The 14,237-nt window shown below is 64.1% G+C and carries 17 protein-coding genes; 8 read left to right on the forward strand and 9 right to left on the reverse strand.

Annotation, left to right across the window (positions count from 1 at the left end):
• Window positions 1-309 precede the first annotated feature (309 nt).
• From B4394_RS13625 to B4394_RS13635, 3 genes are all read left to right on the forward strand, one after another.
• Window positions 310-1,803, forward strand: a complete 1,494-nt coding sequence (locus B4394_RS13625; protein ID WP_078315511.1) for a hypothetical protein — start codon at window positions 310-312, stop codon at window positions 1,801-1,803.
• A gap of 66 nt (window positions 1,804-1,869) precedes the next feature.
• A complete protein-coding gene (locus B4394_RS13630) occupies window positions 1,870-2,361 on the forward strand; it encodes a M48 family metalloprotease (protein WP_078311398.1) in 492 nt (163 codons plus the stop codon).
• Window positions 2,358-3,473 carry a hypothetical protein gene (locus B4394_RS13635; RefSeq protein WP_078315320.1) on the forward strand — a complete coding sequence of 372 codons (1,116 nt, stop codon included), beginning with the start codon at window positions 2,358-2,360 and terminating at the stop codon, window positions 3,471-3,473. Before B4394_RS13630 ends, B4394_RS13635 begins: the two co-directional genes overlap by 4 nt.
• Window positions 3,474-3,577: 104 nt before the next feature.
• On the opposite strand, the gene B4394_RS13640 is transcribed toward B4394_RS13635, so the two are convergent.
• From B4394_RS13640 to B4394_RS13660, 5 genes are all read right to left on the reverse strand, one after another.
• Complete coding sequence (locus tag B4394_RS13640; RefSeq protein ID WP_046252093.1) at window positions 3,578-3,976, reverse strand: secretion protein EspR; 399 nt, start codon at window positions 3,974-3,976, stop codon at window positions 3,578-3,580.
• 1,067 nt (window positions 3,977-5,043) lie between these two features.
• The gene (locus tag B4394_RS13645) at window positions 5,044-5,241 is read right to left on the reverse strand and encodes a hypothetical protein (protein ID WP_139360175.1); all 198 of its coding nucleotides are present in this window, start codon (window positions 5,239-5,241) and stop codon (window positions 5,044-5,046) included.
• A gap of 96 nt (window positions 5,242-5,337) precedes the next feature.
• A complete protein-coding gene (locus tag B4394_RS13650) occupies window positions 5,338-5,871 on the reverse strand; it encodes a peptidase (protein ID WP_078311396.1) in 534 nt (177 codons plus the stop codon).
• A 166-nt stretch (window positions 5,872-6,037) separates the two neighbouring features.
• Window positions 6,038-6,661 carry a superoxide dismutase gene (locus B4394_RS13655; RefSeq protein WP_030096167.1) on the reverse strand — a complete coding sequence of 208 codons (624 nt, stop codon included), beginning with the start codon at window positions 6,659-6,661 and terminating at the stop codon, window positions 6,038-6,040.
• A 197-nt stretch (window positions 6,662-6,858) separates the two neighbouring features.
• Complete coding sequence (locus tag B4394_RS13660; RefSeq protein ID WP_109556173.1) at window positions 6,859-7,014, reverse strand: hypothetical protein; 156 nt, start codon at window positions 7,012-7,014, stop codon at window positions 6,859-6,861.
• Between the two features lie 176 nt (window positions 7,015-7,190).
• Between B4394_RS13660 and msrA the strand changes: the two genes are divergently transcribed.
• From msrA to B4394_RS13680, 4 genes are all read left to right on the forward strand, one after another.
• A complete protein-coding gene (msrA, locus tag B4394_RS13665; protein ID WP_078315322.1) occupies window positions 7,191-7,937 on the forward strand; it encodes a peptide-methionine (S)-S-oxide reductase MsrA in 747 nt (248 codons plus the stop codon).
• A 244-nt stretch (window positions 7,938-8,181) separates the two neighbouring features.
• Window positions 8,182-8,508 (forward strand): rhodanese-like domain-containing protein, encoded by a 327-nt coding sequence (locus B4394_RS13670; protein ID WP_078315323.1) that lies wholly within the window; start codon window positions 8,182-8,184, stop codon window positions 8,506-8,508.
• A gap of 282 nt (window positions 8,509-8,790) precedes the next feature.
• Window positions 8,791-9,753 carry a DUF4328 domain-containing protein gene (locus tag B4394_RS25540; RefSeq protein ID WP_286142064.1) on the forward strand — a complete coding sequence of 321 codons (963 nt, stop codon included), beginning with the start codon at window positions 8,791-8,793 and terminating at the stop codon, window positions 9,751-9,753.
• A 19-nt stretch (window positions 9,754-9,772) separates the two neighbouring features.
• Window positions 9,773-10,597 carry a glycerophosphodiester phosphodiesterase gene (locus B4394_RS13680; protein ID WP_078311455.1) on the forward strand — a complete coding sequence of 275 codons (825 nt, stop codon included), beginning with the start codon at window positions 9,773-9,775 and terminating at the stop codon, window positions 10,595-10,597.
• 51 nt (window positions 10,598-10,648) lie between these two features.
• On the opposite strand, the gene B4394_RS13685 is transcribed toward B4394_RS13680, so the two are convergent.
• From B4394_RS13685 to B4394_RS13700, 4 genes are all read right to left on the reverse strand, one after another.
• Window positions 10,649-11,542, reverse strand: a complete 894-nt coding sequence (locus tag B4394_RS13685; protein ID WP_078315324.1) for an SAM-dependent methyltransferase — start codon at window positions 11,540-11,542, stop codon at window positions 10,649-10,651.
• 178 nt (window positions 11,543-11,720) lie between these two features.
• On the reverse strand, window positions 11,721-12,266 hold the full coding sequence (locus B4394_RS13690; RefSeq protein ID WP_078311454.1) for a ferritin: 546 nt from the start codon (window positions 12,264-12,266) through the stop codon (window positions 11,721-11,723).
• A gap of 172 nt (window positions 12,267-12,438) precedes the next feature.
• A complete protein-coding gene (locus B4394_RS13695) occupies window positions 12,439-12,996 on the reverse strand; it encodes a ferritin (protein WP_078315325.1) in 558 nt (185 codons plus the stop codon).
• A gap of 18 nt (window positions 12,997-13,014) precedes the next feature.
• Entirely contained in the window at window positions 13,015-13,947 is a 933-nt protein-coding gene (locus tag B4394_RS13700) for an LCP family protein (protein ID WP_078311391.1), read from the reverse strand.
• 59 nt (window positions 13,948-14,006) lie between these two features.
• On the opposite strand from B4394_RS13700, the gene B4394_RS25740 reads away from it, so the two are divergent.
• Window positions 14,007-14,168: a hypothetical protein gene (locus B4394_RS25740; RefSeq protein WP_286142065.1), complete on the forward strand. Its 162-nt coding sequence runs from the start codon at window positions 14,007-14,009 to the stop codon at window positions 14,166-14,168.
• Window positions 14,169-14,237: the final 69 nt, after the last annotated feature.

Here is a 14,237-nt window from a genome sequence, read left to right on the forward strand (position 1 = left end):
GCCTCCGTTCATCGCGTTGCGAGTGTGGCGCTAACCCTAGCGCGCCGACCCGCGCTGGCCCCGTGCGGATGGGGCCCCGTATTTACGTGGTCGCGCCGCACGCTGCAAAGGTTCCCGGCAATCCCCAGCGAAGTCCTGTAAGCCGCCATTCCGGCGGTGCAGGGGGAACATGAGGTGAAAGGGCCCACAATTCGCGATAGATATTTGACCTCCGAGCAAATTCCCGGCATTCTGTTCGCCGTGGGGCGACATCGTGCAAAGCAGAGTAGGCGGAGCCAGCAGCTGAAGCGTGCCTCGGCGCGTGCCGCTGTGGTGACGGTGCTCAGCTCGGGGACGCTCATGGGGGGATTCGGAGTTTTTGCCGTATCGACCCCGGCCGCGGACGCCAAGCCCGGCGGCGGTTCGGGTGGCGACAGCGACCACGACCACGGCTTGGGTGGCGCGATCCACAAGATCACCGGTGGCCTGCTCGGTGGCGGCGTCGGCGGAGGCGGTGGACCCGGCAGCGGGGGCACGCGCAACGCGCCCTCGTCCCCGAGCTTCGGTAAGAGCCTGCACGGCGGCGCTGGATCGGAAGGCGCTGCGGGTGGTAGTAGCAGCGATTCCTCCGCCGGCGACAAGGACAAAGGCAAAGACAAGGGCCCCGGGGCGAACGTTCCCAAGCCCGGGTCCGCCGGCGCCAATGGCAAATCGTCCGACAATGCGGCGGGCAGCCATGATTCGAGCACGAACGGTCCTGGTTCGAGCACTAGCACCCCCGGCTCCACGGGCGGTACGTCCAGTGTGGGGATCGGTGGCGGCCCCGAGATAACCCTTCCGCATTCGGGTGGTGCGGCGGGTGTCCATACCCCGAACGCCACGGCACCCACTGCTGAAAGCACTAGCGGCACAACAGCTCACACCGAAACGTCACCGACGTTGAAGGGTGCTTTGGGTTCTGTCGCCGGTGCGATGGCCCCGAAGACGCAGACCGCCACGACGCCTAAGGCCGACACCGCGACCTCGCCGCACACCGCGACCGCACCGGGCGCGACGACCACGGCGGACACCCCCGCCTCGGGCTCTACACCAACAGGACACGAGACGTCGTCCGAGGAAGCCACAGTTCCGGGCGTCACCATCAACGTGGGTGGGCGCACGATTGTCATTTGGAAGAAAAAGCCTGGTACGTCGACGCACACACCAGGTACCGGCGGTGGATCGACGCACGAGGCGGGCGCCGGGGGCGGATCGACGCACGAGCACGAATCCGACGACCACGATCACGTGATCACCCTGCCCGGCCTTCCGGGGATCGGTGGCGTCCCGAATCCGGCCACGCCGTCGTTCGGTGGCGCGGCCGGCACCCGGAACCCGGGAGGAAACCCCGGTATTCACACCGGGCCCATAGCGCCGCCGACGGTGCCCACGCCTAAGGCTCCCGCGGTGGCGATCGCGGCACCACCCGCGCCGCCGGCCATCACGCCGCTAGCGCCGGTCGTGGCGCCGGCACCGCCCGTTGTGACCATCAAGCAGGCCGAGGGTGGCCGGGGTGGCGACGCCGTCGTGACTGCTGGCGGGTCCAAGCAACCCGAGGCCGTCACGAAGCCGATCGAGCAGTTCGTCGCGGCCGAGACCATCGCGCCGCGTACCGGCTACGGCGACTACCTCCGGCTCACGAAGACGTCCGAGATCGCCGCGGTGGCCATTCCGGGTGCCGTGGGTATCGCGATGATGACCTTCGTGGGAGGCGCCATCGGATACCGGCAAGCCAAGGCCGGGCATACCGTGCGTGCCTCCGCTGCCGCCCGCTTCCTGGAGTAGGGGAGAATCGATACAGCACCCCGTCAGGGGTCTGTCCGGGAAGGCACGTGTTGAGGGGAGAGGCACATGGGCGCAGGCCGTCGTGTGACCGATGCCGTCAACGCTGTGCTGGATCTGGCCCCGCGCAAGGGTGAGGTGACGCTGTCCGCACTCGTCGAGGCCGTTGGTCGCGATCGGGACCGGTCCATCGAGATCATCTCGGCTGATTTGCCGCCCGGGGTGTGCGGTCAGTGGCGGCAATACGAGAACGAAGACATCTTCATCATCCAGCGTGGCCTGCCCACCTGGGATCGCACGCTCGCCCATGAACTTGGGCATGTGGTGCTGCGTCACGAGGGCATCTCGGTAGTTGAAATGGCTAGGGATGAAGCGGAATTCGCCAGCGACGACCTCATCGCATACATGCTGTCCCAGCGCTCCGGATGCATGGGTGCGGCCGGGATGGAGGCTGAACAAGAGGCAGAGGACTTCGCGGCTCTGTTGCTCTATCGGCTTGGCCGACTGCCCTCAGACCGCGCTTCGATTGTTCAGGTGAGGCTCGGGGAGGCCTTTGGGTGATCGCCTGGGTGATTGCCGGGCTGCTGGGTATGGCGACGGGTTTGCGCATCGGGTGGGTGCTCGTCCACAAACAATCCCCGGTGAGCACCGGAATGATCGTTGCGCTGGGAAGCCTGGCGCTGGTGTCGGCGCTGAACTGGGAGCCGCTGACAATTCTTGTGGACAGCTCGCTGGGCTGGCCCAATGTTTCGGTGGCGGTAAGCCAGGCCGCGCTGACGGCGTGCGCGGCGGGCAGCTGCGTGATGATCACCAGCATGTCCGCCAGCCGCACCGCGGCAGCCAACAGGCGATGGGCGCGCTGGCAGTACCTGGCCGCGGCCCTGATCGCCGGCGCCAGCCTAGCCGTGTTCTTTTCTCGTGGTCCGCAGCCCGAGATGACGCCCCGCGAGTTTCTCAAGCACGATCTGGGTGGATTCGCCTCTGGCACAGCCTGGCTCATCCCGATGCTGTACATCGCCGTCGCCCTGTCGGTCGTGCTGTGGGCGGGGATGGCCTATTCGAATCGCAGCCGTCGGGGTCGCGCCTTGTTCCTTTTCACCGTCGGGATCAGCCTGCTGGTACTGGCAGTCTTGGTGGTCGCCGGTGTGGCCGTGGCCAATTCGGAGTACGTGACGATCGGGACCGCGGCGACGTTGATCGGTTGTGCGATGGCGATGGTGGCGGTGGGATCGCTATTGCCGACCTTCGAGACTTGGCTGGTGGCTCGACGCGAGATGTTCGTATTGGCTCCGTTGTACACCGACCTCAAGAAGCGTCAGCCGGACGCAGCCATCGGAGTGCGTCCGCGTGGGCCGCTGGCCTTCCAGGTGGCAGACCGTATGGCCTACATCTCCGATGCGCTCTTCCTGGAGGCGATGCACGCCCAGGGGCTAGACCCTGAATCGGAGGGTGAGGGCGATATCGAGCTCGGAGCGGAACCGGTGAGGCTCGACGTACCACCGGACGCGCAGGCCCACGCGGTGGTGAAATGGGTTCTTACCGAGGGTGATCCGAAGGAAAACTTCCCGGGCCCGGAATGGCTACACCAGCCTGACGGATACTCCGATCGCGAATGGATTCTCGCGATCGCCACTGAGTACCGCAGGCTGGTGCGTGCCGAACGTCGTTCTTAAGTTGTACTTCGCCGTCCCTCCGTGCGTACGCCGCCGGCTCGATGAGCGGTGAACGCCAAACTGACCGGTCCTTCCCCGAGTGGACCGGCCAGGCGAGAAGCGGACTAGCTGTCGAGACCCTCTTGGCGACGGTATTCGTCGACGGCCTGCGTGATGCGGTCCTGTGCCTCGACGGACAGCCCCACGGTGCGGGCCGCGATTCGACGGACACCCTCATCACGCATGTTGGCGAGCCAGGTCAGTTCCTGGTCGAGCTTCTCGTAGTACTCATCGTCGGTGAAGTACGCCGGCTTGATCCGGAAGAAGTTCGCGAGCGCCTTCATGGTCGCCGACGAAGGGTTGGTGCGGTTACCTGATCGCAGCTGCGACAGGTACGGCGCGGACATCGTGATGCCCTCGGAACGCAGGGCCGCGATCACCTCGGCGGAGGTGTGGGGGCCGCGCCCGGGTGGGTACACGGTGTCGAACAACCGATTCAAACGTGCGGTGAACGTGGTGCTCATCGAGCCTTACCTCCACAAACAGATAAAGTTGCTAATTCGGGGGACGTATTTGCTGCCCATCGTAACCTTAGTTTTGCCTGCAGCCAAGCGCAACCGTCAAGTTCGCCTCGGGTGGACATGGTGTTCGGTTATCCAAACCTGCTAGCTCAGGCACATTCGTGCAGCGTCCAATATTCGGGACGATCTGGGAATCTTCGTTCTCAGGCAAATGATTGATGAATCCCCAGGGCGATGACACGGAGGCTCCGTTGTGGGCCGTGCGCAGAGGTCGCATTCGTTTCCTAAGTCGGCCGGACGCGGTGCCCGGCGGTATAACCTGCTGAGTTGCTACTCGCACCGGCACCGCGCCTTCTTCGCGCATGCCTCGCTGACCTGGCACGATGTCATGCCCGTGACGATAACGGCAGCTAGTGATTATGGCGGGAATCGCCGCGCATAGGTAACGTTTAAATAGTGGAACGTTGACGGCAAGTGTGCCCCGTCAGCAGGGCATCCCCTCTGACCAGCGGTAAATCCACGGCGGTGGACTGTGAGCAAGATCACAGCAACTACCGGGGGCGTGTGGTCGGTCACTGCCGTCCAATGCCCCCTGCGAGAGCCGCCGAAGACCCTCCGGAACTGAGATCACGACGAGGGTCGCGGTCACGTCCTGGAGTAGATGTGACGGAAGTGACCGATGCGGCCGGGTGCCCGCGGGGGACTCGCCCGGTACAGCGCACACCGTGACCGTCGGCGCGCCCATCAGCGCGTGGTTTCACCGATGGTCGCTGGCGGCGCGGCGGCGGTTGGCATTGTCGTGTCATCGAGCCCGGCGTGAATTTTGAGGAAATGATCGCCAGGGAGATGAAACGAGTCGCGCGGGCGGTCGCTGGTTTAGGGCGGTGGTTTGCGTTGTTCCTGCGCCGAATCCAACTCCCGGAGCCGGGAACGCTAAACCTGCGCGGACGGTGATGCGCCGTTTGGGGAGAATGGCCCCGGAGACGCTTCCGATGGCGACGGAGGGGCCGTGAACTGGGGCAGACATTGGGCGGCGGCCCGCACGCGCGATCGATCAACGGCAGCGCAGCTCAGGCCTCATTGTCATCAGTGTGGGAATGGTTGCCGAGCTTGCCCAGGAATGCCGTGTTGTCACTGGCGGCGGCTGACGGATAGTGCTCGGGGCGGTCGTCGAGGCCGAGCGCACCGAACGTAACCGGTTCGCCGAATGGCTGTTTGGCGCGAGTAGTGGTGACGACGACACGGGTGATGCGACTCTCGGCCAGCATCGCGGGCACGACGATGCCGGATCGAAAACCTAAGCAGAAGAACAGGTATGCGGCGACATGGCCGATAGTGGTGGGAAGTCTAGCCGACGAATTCCTTTACGCGGCAAGCAACATGGCCAATACGGCCGTGTCGGGATCGCTGATGGGATCGATACCCACCCGACTCACCACCGAAGTCACCGTGCCATCTGATTCGGCCTCAACCCATGCTGCCCGATGCTCTAGGCCCAGATGTGGCAATCCGGGAAGGAGTAGGCAACCTGAGGCCGCACCAAGGCATTCCGGCAGTGTGGGGTTGGTCTCGGATGGCGGATGGAGCATAAGCAGCGCCGGTGGTTGATGTTCTGCAAAATGCCCGGGTGCGACCGCCGACTCCCCGAGTACCGTGCCTTCGGCGACGACCAAACCCACCATGCCAGGCGCGGGATCGTCGGGCAGGTCTTCGCGGGCGCCAAAAATCGTTGTGGTGGAAAGTAATCCGGGCAGTGTGGCGATGCGCACTGTCACAATCAACAGCTGCATCCATTCCTTGGTGGAATCGGGCCAGCGGCCGCACACCACGAACCCCCTGAGCGATCCGCCCGCGTGGAAGGGTGCGATCTCGATCGGCTGATCGGAACTAGTTGCCATATCTGCCACGCTCGCAATCACTCTGACACCACATCCACGCTGCGCGACGCTGCTTATTCCAGAATTACCATGCGCGGAGTCGCCCCGCAATTGCTAGCGGACACGCCGGTAACACACTTGGGCCCCGGATTCGTAACAAACCCGGGGCCCAAGCGAAACAGCGAGATCAGCCGAAGATGAGGCCCGACGTCTTCGTGGTGGCCGCGGTGTAGCGGTCCTGCACGTCGGCCCAGTTGACCACATTCCAGAATGCCTTGACGTAGTCCGCCTTGACGTTCTTGTACTGCAGGTAGAAGGCGTGCTCCCACATATCGACCTGGAGCAGCGGGATGATGCCCAGCGGGACGTTGGCCTGCTGGTCGTACAGCTGGAAGGTCAGCAGCTTCTGCCCCAGGCTGTCGTAGCCGAGCACTGCCCAACCCGAACCCTGCAGACCGTTGGCTGCCGCGGTGAACTGCGCCTGGAACTTGTCGAACGAGCCGAACTGGTCGTCGATAGCCGCGGCCAGATCGCCGGTGGGCTTGTCGCCACCGTTGGGCGACAGGTTCTTCCACCAGATCGAGTGGTTCACGTGACCACCGAGGTGGAAGGCCAGGTTCTTCTCATTGAGGAAGATCGCGGCGTGGTCCCCCTTCTCGCGGGCCTCCTCCAACTTGGCGACAGCGGAATTGACGCCCGCCACGTAGGCCGCGTGGTGCTTACTGTGGTGCAGCTCGTTGATCTGTCCTGAGATGTGGGGCTCCAGAGCTCCGTAGTCGTAGTCCAAATCGGGCAGTGTGTACTCAGCCACGAGATTCCTTTCGGCTTGCTTCGTATCCGCGTGTGTGCAGATCCATTCCATGAGAAGACACGGCCAAACCGGATGCACCGGATGCGCCGGCCTACCGATTCAACCCTGCTCTATTGCGCAACGCGTCGCAAGGACGCACGCATCCTCAATTGGTCACCCAATGTTGGCCGGTGGAAACGGATCGCCGAGACTCCCGGCTAGATCAGGATGAGAAACGCGAGGCCGGCGGCGAGAATGAGGGCGATGACAAGCGCTCGGAAGGCTGCGACGCGGTAGGAGGTGTTGTAGCAGCGTGGGGTCAACTGCCAGCCGGAAGTGGACATCGACTCGTGCCCTGCCGACTGTGCCGTCATCGCCGCCCTCCTGTCACGCTGTGCAACTACCGTCACGGTGAGATGAGTCACAGCATCTCGCGTGTGACGGTCATCATAGCTCCAAATCGCGATGCGCGAAAATTCACCCTGCGTGTACCTGGAAACCCCAGCTAGACCAGCAAATTGGCGGGGTGCCGCGGCGTACCATCAGGGGCATGGCTTCTTGGGTAAATAACGTTCGCGATCAGATCTTGGGGCGACTCGAAGGCGGGCTCGCACCGGGAAAGTCGGCAATCGTGGAGGAGGGTGCGGCCCTGCCCGGGCGTGCCACCCCGATTCGGATATCCGGCACTCATTTCGTCAACGGTCATGCCACCGTGCCGCCCTTCCCGGAGGGGCTGGAAACCGCGGTGTTTGGCGAGGGGTGCTTCTGGGGTGCCGAACGGGGCTTCTGGACGGTTCCCGGCGTCTATTCCACCGCGGTTGGATACGCCGGGGGCTACACGCCCAATCCGACCTATGACGAGGTGTGCTCTGGGCAGACCGGGCACGCGGAGGTCGTGCTGGTGGTGTTCGATCCCCGTGAGGTGACCTACGAGCAGCTTCTGGTGCAGTTCTGGGAGAGTCACGATCCCACTCAGGGCATGCGGCAGGGCAACGATCGCGGCAGCCAATACCGCTCGGCCATCTATGGGACGAGTGAGAGCCAGGTGTCGCAGGCCGCCGAGAGTGCTACGCGGTACGGGTTCGCACTTGCTGACGCCGGATATGGAGCGGTCACCACCGAGATAGCTCCGTTGGACGGGCCGATCGGACATGCGTCGCGGCGCTTCTACTACGCCGAGGAGTATCACCAGCAGTACCTGGCCAAGAACCCAAACGGGTACTGCGGACTCGGCGGGACGTCGGTTTCCTGCCCTGTCGGACTGGATGTGCCACCCGGCGATCCAGCACAGCCGTGAGCTATCCCACGGCGGTGACTATGAATTCGCTAACTATGCACAGGCAGTGCTACGGTTCCCCGTCGCCAGCCCAGCTGAGCGCCTCCACGAAGTCCTGGCCAGCGCAAATACAAATGAGCAGCCTGTGGTTTGTGGATCAACCTGTGGATACTGTGGATAAGCCGACATTGCTGTGGCGTACGTCACACCGCGAAAAGTTGCAGGCACAGCAGCCGTCACCCCAATTGAGCGACAGGAATGGACGATGACTTTCCCCTCGGGCGATGAGGTCCCTCAGGTCGGCATCGATGAGATCTCGGCCGCGTTTGATCTTGGTGTCAAGTTGCTTGACGTCCGTGAGGACGACGAGTGGGCGGCCGGGCATATCGATGGCGCGCAACATATACCGCTCGGTGATGTGCCCTCCCGGATGGACGAGCTCGATCCGGACGTTCCGCTGTGGGTCATCTGCCATGCGGGCGGACGATCTCAGCGCGCCGCCGCTTACCTGAACCGCAATGGATTCGATGTCAGCAACGTCTCAGGTGGCATGCTGGCCTGGGTACAGGCAGGTAAACCGACGATCAGCTGAGTTTCCGGCGACCTCCCTCCCGGGTTGGCACCAGTGCGCTACTCGCTGCAGGTTGCGCCCTCAGGCCGTTACGCTGGACGAATGATCCAGGTGTGCTCCCGCTGCGGTACCCAGTGGAACGTGCGTGAGCAGCGTCGATACTGGTGCCCGCGGTGTCGGGGCACGCTGCTTGAGCCGGGGATGACTGCCTCGCCGCGTCCTTCCGCGCCGATACCACGTCCGCCCGCCGGGGCGCAGCCGCCGACTGGCAAGTACTGGGTTCCACCCACTGCGCAGGGTCCCGTGGCAACGCCCGCCGGGCGTCCTCCGGCCCGTCCCACGCGGCTTCCCGCGGGATATCGATGGATTGCCGTGCGTCCCGGCTCGCCCCCGGCGCCGGCCCGCCGTCGGCGTCCGCTGGGGCCGACACCGCGGTACGGATACATCCCGCGCTGGGGTCTGGTCGATCACATCGAACCGGCCGGGTCCTCACGCCAAGGGATAGCCGGGGGTCATATCCCCAGCCGGGTGCTCGAGAGGCTCCTGCTGGCCACAATCATCACCCTGGCAATCGTTTCGTGTGCGCATTTTCTTCGATATGCGCTGATGGTTTACAACCGCGGAGCGCTGATTCCGCGGTTCGTCGCCAGCACCTCGAACGGGCTAGTGCTCTTCAGCGTGGCGGTTGCCTTCGCGGTGATGGCCGCCACCGCGTGGTTCCTCACCGACTGGATGATCGGGCGGCGTGCTGAAACATACCGCGACCTGGGATTTGACGATCCGCGGGCGCGGTGGGAGATCCGCGTGGGCTGTCTGGTGCCGATCGTGAACATTGTTGGCATACCCCTGCTGCTTCTCGAGCTCGCCAAGGTCGAAAACCGGTGGTACCGGCAGTACCGAAACATCGTGTGGTGGTCGATTTTGTGGGGCGTGACGTGGCTGCTGGTGCTCGTGACGTGGGTCGTCCGCGATCCGCTCACCGTGCAGGGCGTCGCCGACAACGCGCTGTTCACCACCCTCGATTACGCCGTCGCTGCGGTTGCGGCCTGGTCACTCCGGCGCGTGTACAACGGCTTCACCGCGCCGGAGGGGCAGCACCGCTCGGTGCGCTGGCTAGCGGTGGAATCCCCGCAGGGGCCGGTGCCCATTGATGCTGATCGTCCGGATGTGCCGACGACACGCGGGGACAATTCCGGCGCTGCGGTTGAACCGATGGGGCAAGAACCGGCAGCATTGGAGCGTGACCGAGTCGCCGGAGCCTGGTGATGGGGCGGAGCCCCAGCTTGTGCAAGGAGCCGACGAGATAGACGGCAGGGCTAAACGACATCCGTTCGTCGTCGCGCATCGGGGTGCGTCGGCGGACCGGCCCGAGCACACCCTTGCCGCCTACGAGCTCGCTCTCGAAGAAGGAGCGGACGGGGTGGAATGCGATGTCCGCCTTACTCGGGACGGACAGCTCGTCTGCGTGCACGATCGCAGGGTGGATCGCACGTCGAACGGGACCGGGTTGGTCAGCGAGATGACACTGAGTCAGTTGCGCGCGTTGGACTTCGGCGGTTGGCATTCGGGCGGCGCAGAGGCCGGATCAGGGACCGGCCTGCTCACGTTGGAGGAGCTGGTCTCGCTCGTGCTCGACTGGAACCGCCCGGTGAAGCTGTTCATCGAAACCAAGCACCCGGTCCGCTACGGGTCGCTGGTGGAAAACAAGGTGCTGGCTCTGCTGCACCGGTTCGGGATCGCCGCACCGGCATCGGCGGACATGTCGCGGGCGGTCGTCATGTCCTTCTCGGCTGCGGCGGTGTGGCGCATTCGTCGCGCGGCCCCCATGTTGCCGACAGTGCTGCTGGGCGAGACGTCCCGGTATCTAGGGGGCAGCGCGGCGACCACGGTGGGAGCCACCGCGGTGGGACCGTCCATCGCGACCCTGCGTGAGCATCCGGAGTTGGTCGACAGGGCAGCGGCTCAAGGACGGGCGACGTACTGCTGGACGGTCGACCACTACGAGGACGTCGAATTCTGCCGAAGCATTGGCGTCGCCTGGATCGCGACCAACCATCCCGGCCGCACCAAATCATGGTTACAGCGGGGCCTCACCGGTACTGCGCTGTAGCCGAAACCACGCGTGCGCCGCGGAATCCCACCATGGGGCCGAGTTCTCCGCTTATGACAAATACGTCGCCGGTAGCGTCGCGGTAAGGAACCGGCGTTCCGCGAATTCCTGGGGGTATGGCGCCGGCTCGCCGTCCAACGGACGGTCATAGCGTTCCGCGAGTTCGTGACCGGTGGTTGTTCGTATCAGCCAGCCATGTCCCGACAGCCACTCCCCGGACAGGGTGCGTCCGTCGTTCACCGGGGAGAGCCCGTCTGCATGCAATGCGTTCGGGCCCAACGCATCACGGACGTCAGCCCACGGTTGACCAGAGGGCGCGATGCCATCGGTGTCGGTGGCGATGCTGCTGCCGAGCGCCGACATCTCGATGACTCGCTCAAAGAGCGCGTCATGGCTCGGGCCGGGTAGGTGTGAGACAAGTGCCTCTGCGAGCCACGCGGTGGGCAGGTCTGGATCGAAGTCCGCGGCGGTGAGGTCTGACTGCCATGGGCCGCTGAGGAATGTTCCGACCTGTCGGCGCTCGGCACGTGACTCCACGCCGCTATCGGCGAGTACCTCTTGTTTGAAGCTGAGCAGTTCGGGGTAGTCGACTTCGAAGACCGTGGTGTCCTCGGGCCAGTCCAGCCGATAGGCGCGAGTATCTAGTCCGCCTGCCAACAGCACCACCTGGCGGGCGCCGGAACGCGTCGCCGCGAGGAGGGAATCGTCGTAATGCTTCGTCATGAGCGACCGACAATGCGCGATGAAGGATTTGTGGTCGCTAGTCGAGTCCGCAGCAACGGGCGAATCCACTGGTTGATGGTTCAGCAGCGCCAGCGCGTAGGGCTCACCCGATGCCTGTACCAGATGTTCGGCCAATGCATCGACAAACAAAGGATTAGCGCGAAGTGACTCGATGGCACGAGAAGCGGTGAGCGTCAACTGAATGTGTCGGCCGCGGAACATCCGGTCCACCGCCCCCTTCCCGGCGCGTCGTCGTCAGAGATGGCAAATCAGTATCTGCCATTCAAGATTAGCCGACGGGGGTTACCCGAATGGGTGTGATGGGGCCGAAAACAAACTCTCCCCCGTCCTCGATCACGGTCGAGAGCAGGGGAGAGCAGTCAGCGAGACGTCAGGACGACTACAGCGAGCCGCCCGCTGCCGGGGGCGCGGTGGGATCGCTTGATTCGACCGAGATCTCGCGCGCCACGAACTCCTCGAGGTCGAAGTAGTTGTCTCCGGCACGCTCGGCGACCGTGAGCAGCGTGTCCATGAGGGCAACCTCTTCCACTTGCTCCTTGAGGAACCACTGCATGAACTGCTCACCGATGTAGTCGCCCTCATCCCGGGCCGTGCGGGCCAGCTCGGTGACCTGCTCGGTGACGGTCTGCTCCTGAGCCAGCGCCAAGGCCAGCGGCTCGCGCGGTGCGGTGAAGCCGTTGGTCACCGCACCCACGGCGGGGATCTCCACGTGGACGCGTCGATCGATGAGGTAACGCACGATCATCATGGCGTGATTACGTTCTTCGACCGCCTGCTTGTAGAAATGCGCGGCGAGCTGTGGAAGGTCGGCATCATCGAAATACGCGGCAATTGCAATGTATTGCTGCGACGCGGTGAACTCGTGGCCGATCTGGTCATGGAGGAGCGCGTTGAATTTAGTCTTGGGGGTGTCGGTCGCGGACATGAATTCGACAATAGACCAGGTCAGGGGCATTGTCAGCCAAGGTCAACCTTAATGAGGTTATCGTCACCTAAGTAATGGTTGAATATTGCGCAAGCTAATTGGCTTATTCTTAACTTAGCCAAGGTTAATGCACGCGCACCTTCAATTGGGAATCGCTGTGCGCAAAATTGTTTTAGAGCGCGCCGCCGGCTGCGGGGGGTGCCGTCGCATCCTGGCCGACGGGGCGGCTGAGTTCGCGCTCCACAAAGTTCTCCAGATCGAACAGGTCGTGATCAGCCCGGTCGACGACCGTCAGCAGCGTGTCCATGAGGGCGACCTCCTCGACTTGCTCCTTGAGGAACCACTGCATGAACTGCTCGCCGTAGTAATCGCCCGAAGACCGGGCTGAGCGGGCGAGTTCGGTGACCTGATCGGTCACGCGCTTTTCCTGCTCGAGGGCCAGGGCGATGGGTGCGCGCGCGTCCGCGAATTCGTTGATGACGGGGTCGACGCCGGGGATGGAGATGGCGACGTTCTTATCGATCAGGTAGCGGATGATCATCATCGCGTGGTTGCGCTCCTCGACCGCCTGCGCATAGAAGCGCTTGGCCAGCTGCGGCAGATCGGCGTCGTCGTAGTAGACAGCGATGGCGACGTACTGCTGCGAGGCCGTGAACTCATTGCGGATCTGATCACGCAACAGTTCGAGGAATGGCGAGGGTGCGCGCGCATGGAGATCAGTGGTAGCCACACCGAAAAGCCTAGTGCGTCAAGGGGTCGCTGTGGCCGGGTCGGGCAAGAGGTCTGCGGGAACTTGTTGACCGGTGCGCAGTGCCTCGAAGAGCCGTGCCGAGGCGTCCTCGTCCCAGGTGACGATGTCTCCCGCCCAGTTCGAGGAGAACGAGCCGATAGGCATGGTGAGGGTCTGTACGGAACCCGCGAGGGCCAGACCCAATTGGGCCAGATTCCAGCTGTGATCGCCGTGCGCGATGGTGATGGCATCGGCCGTGGATGTGGCGAGGGGATACCAGCGGAACGGGTTGGCCCACACCGCCGGGCTGCTCACGCGGTGAAGCAGTGCGGACATGAATGCCCGCTGGTGTGTCATGCGGTCCAGGTCGGCGCGAGGCGTAGCCCGGCTGCGCACGTATCCCAGTGCATTGGGTCCGTTGAGTGTCTGGCACTCGGGCGCCAGGCTGATTCCGGCCAAGGGATCGTCGATCGGCTCGTCGAGACAGATCGCGACGCCGCCAATGGCATCGACCACCGAGGCGAATCCACCGAATCCGATTTCCGCGTAGTGGTCGATGCGCAGCCCGGTGGCCTGTTCGACGGTTTGGGTGAGCAACGATGGCCCGCCGAGCGTGAACGCGGCGTTGATCTTGTCACTTCCGTAGCCGGGGATGGGGACATACGAATCACGCGGAAGGGACACCATGGTGGCGGGCCCGCCGTCGTAGAACGCGGGTATGTGCACCAGCAGGATTGTGTCGGTGCGGCCGTCTCCGGTGTCTCCGCCGGTGGCGAGCTCTGCTTCCTGTTCCGGGCTGAGGGCCTGACGGCTATCTGAGCCGACCAGAAGCCAATTGGTGCCACTACCGGGCGAGGGGCGTTCCGGATAGTCGGTGAGCGCGTCCACGCGATGTAGCCGTCCGTCGATCCAGAATGCCGTCCCGACGATAGTGCAGAACCCAAGGAGCACAAGGGTCGTCGCGAGAACGAAGGTGCGCCGTATCCAGGCGCCCCATCGTCGTGTGCGTCGTGGACGCGAGGGTGGCGGCGGCGGTGGCGGTTTGGCTGGTGGTGCCGGACGACGCGGTCGTGGATCACGGGAAGACGGCCTCGGTGGCGGCGGGAGATTCGGGCGACGCGGCGGGTTGTCGCGCATCGCAGGAGGTGGCTGGTGCGGATGCCGACGGATGACCTCGCTGTCCTCCCGGCTCTCCCGCCGGCGGGGAGGCCGTCCGCGGAAGGGGATGGTGGGCTCGGTCA

It is taken from the genome of Mycobacterium sp. D16Q16 (genome assembly GCF_002013745.1).
GTDB lineage: Bacteria > Actinomycetota > Actinomycetes > Mycobacteriales > Mycobacteriaceae > Mycobacterium.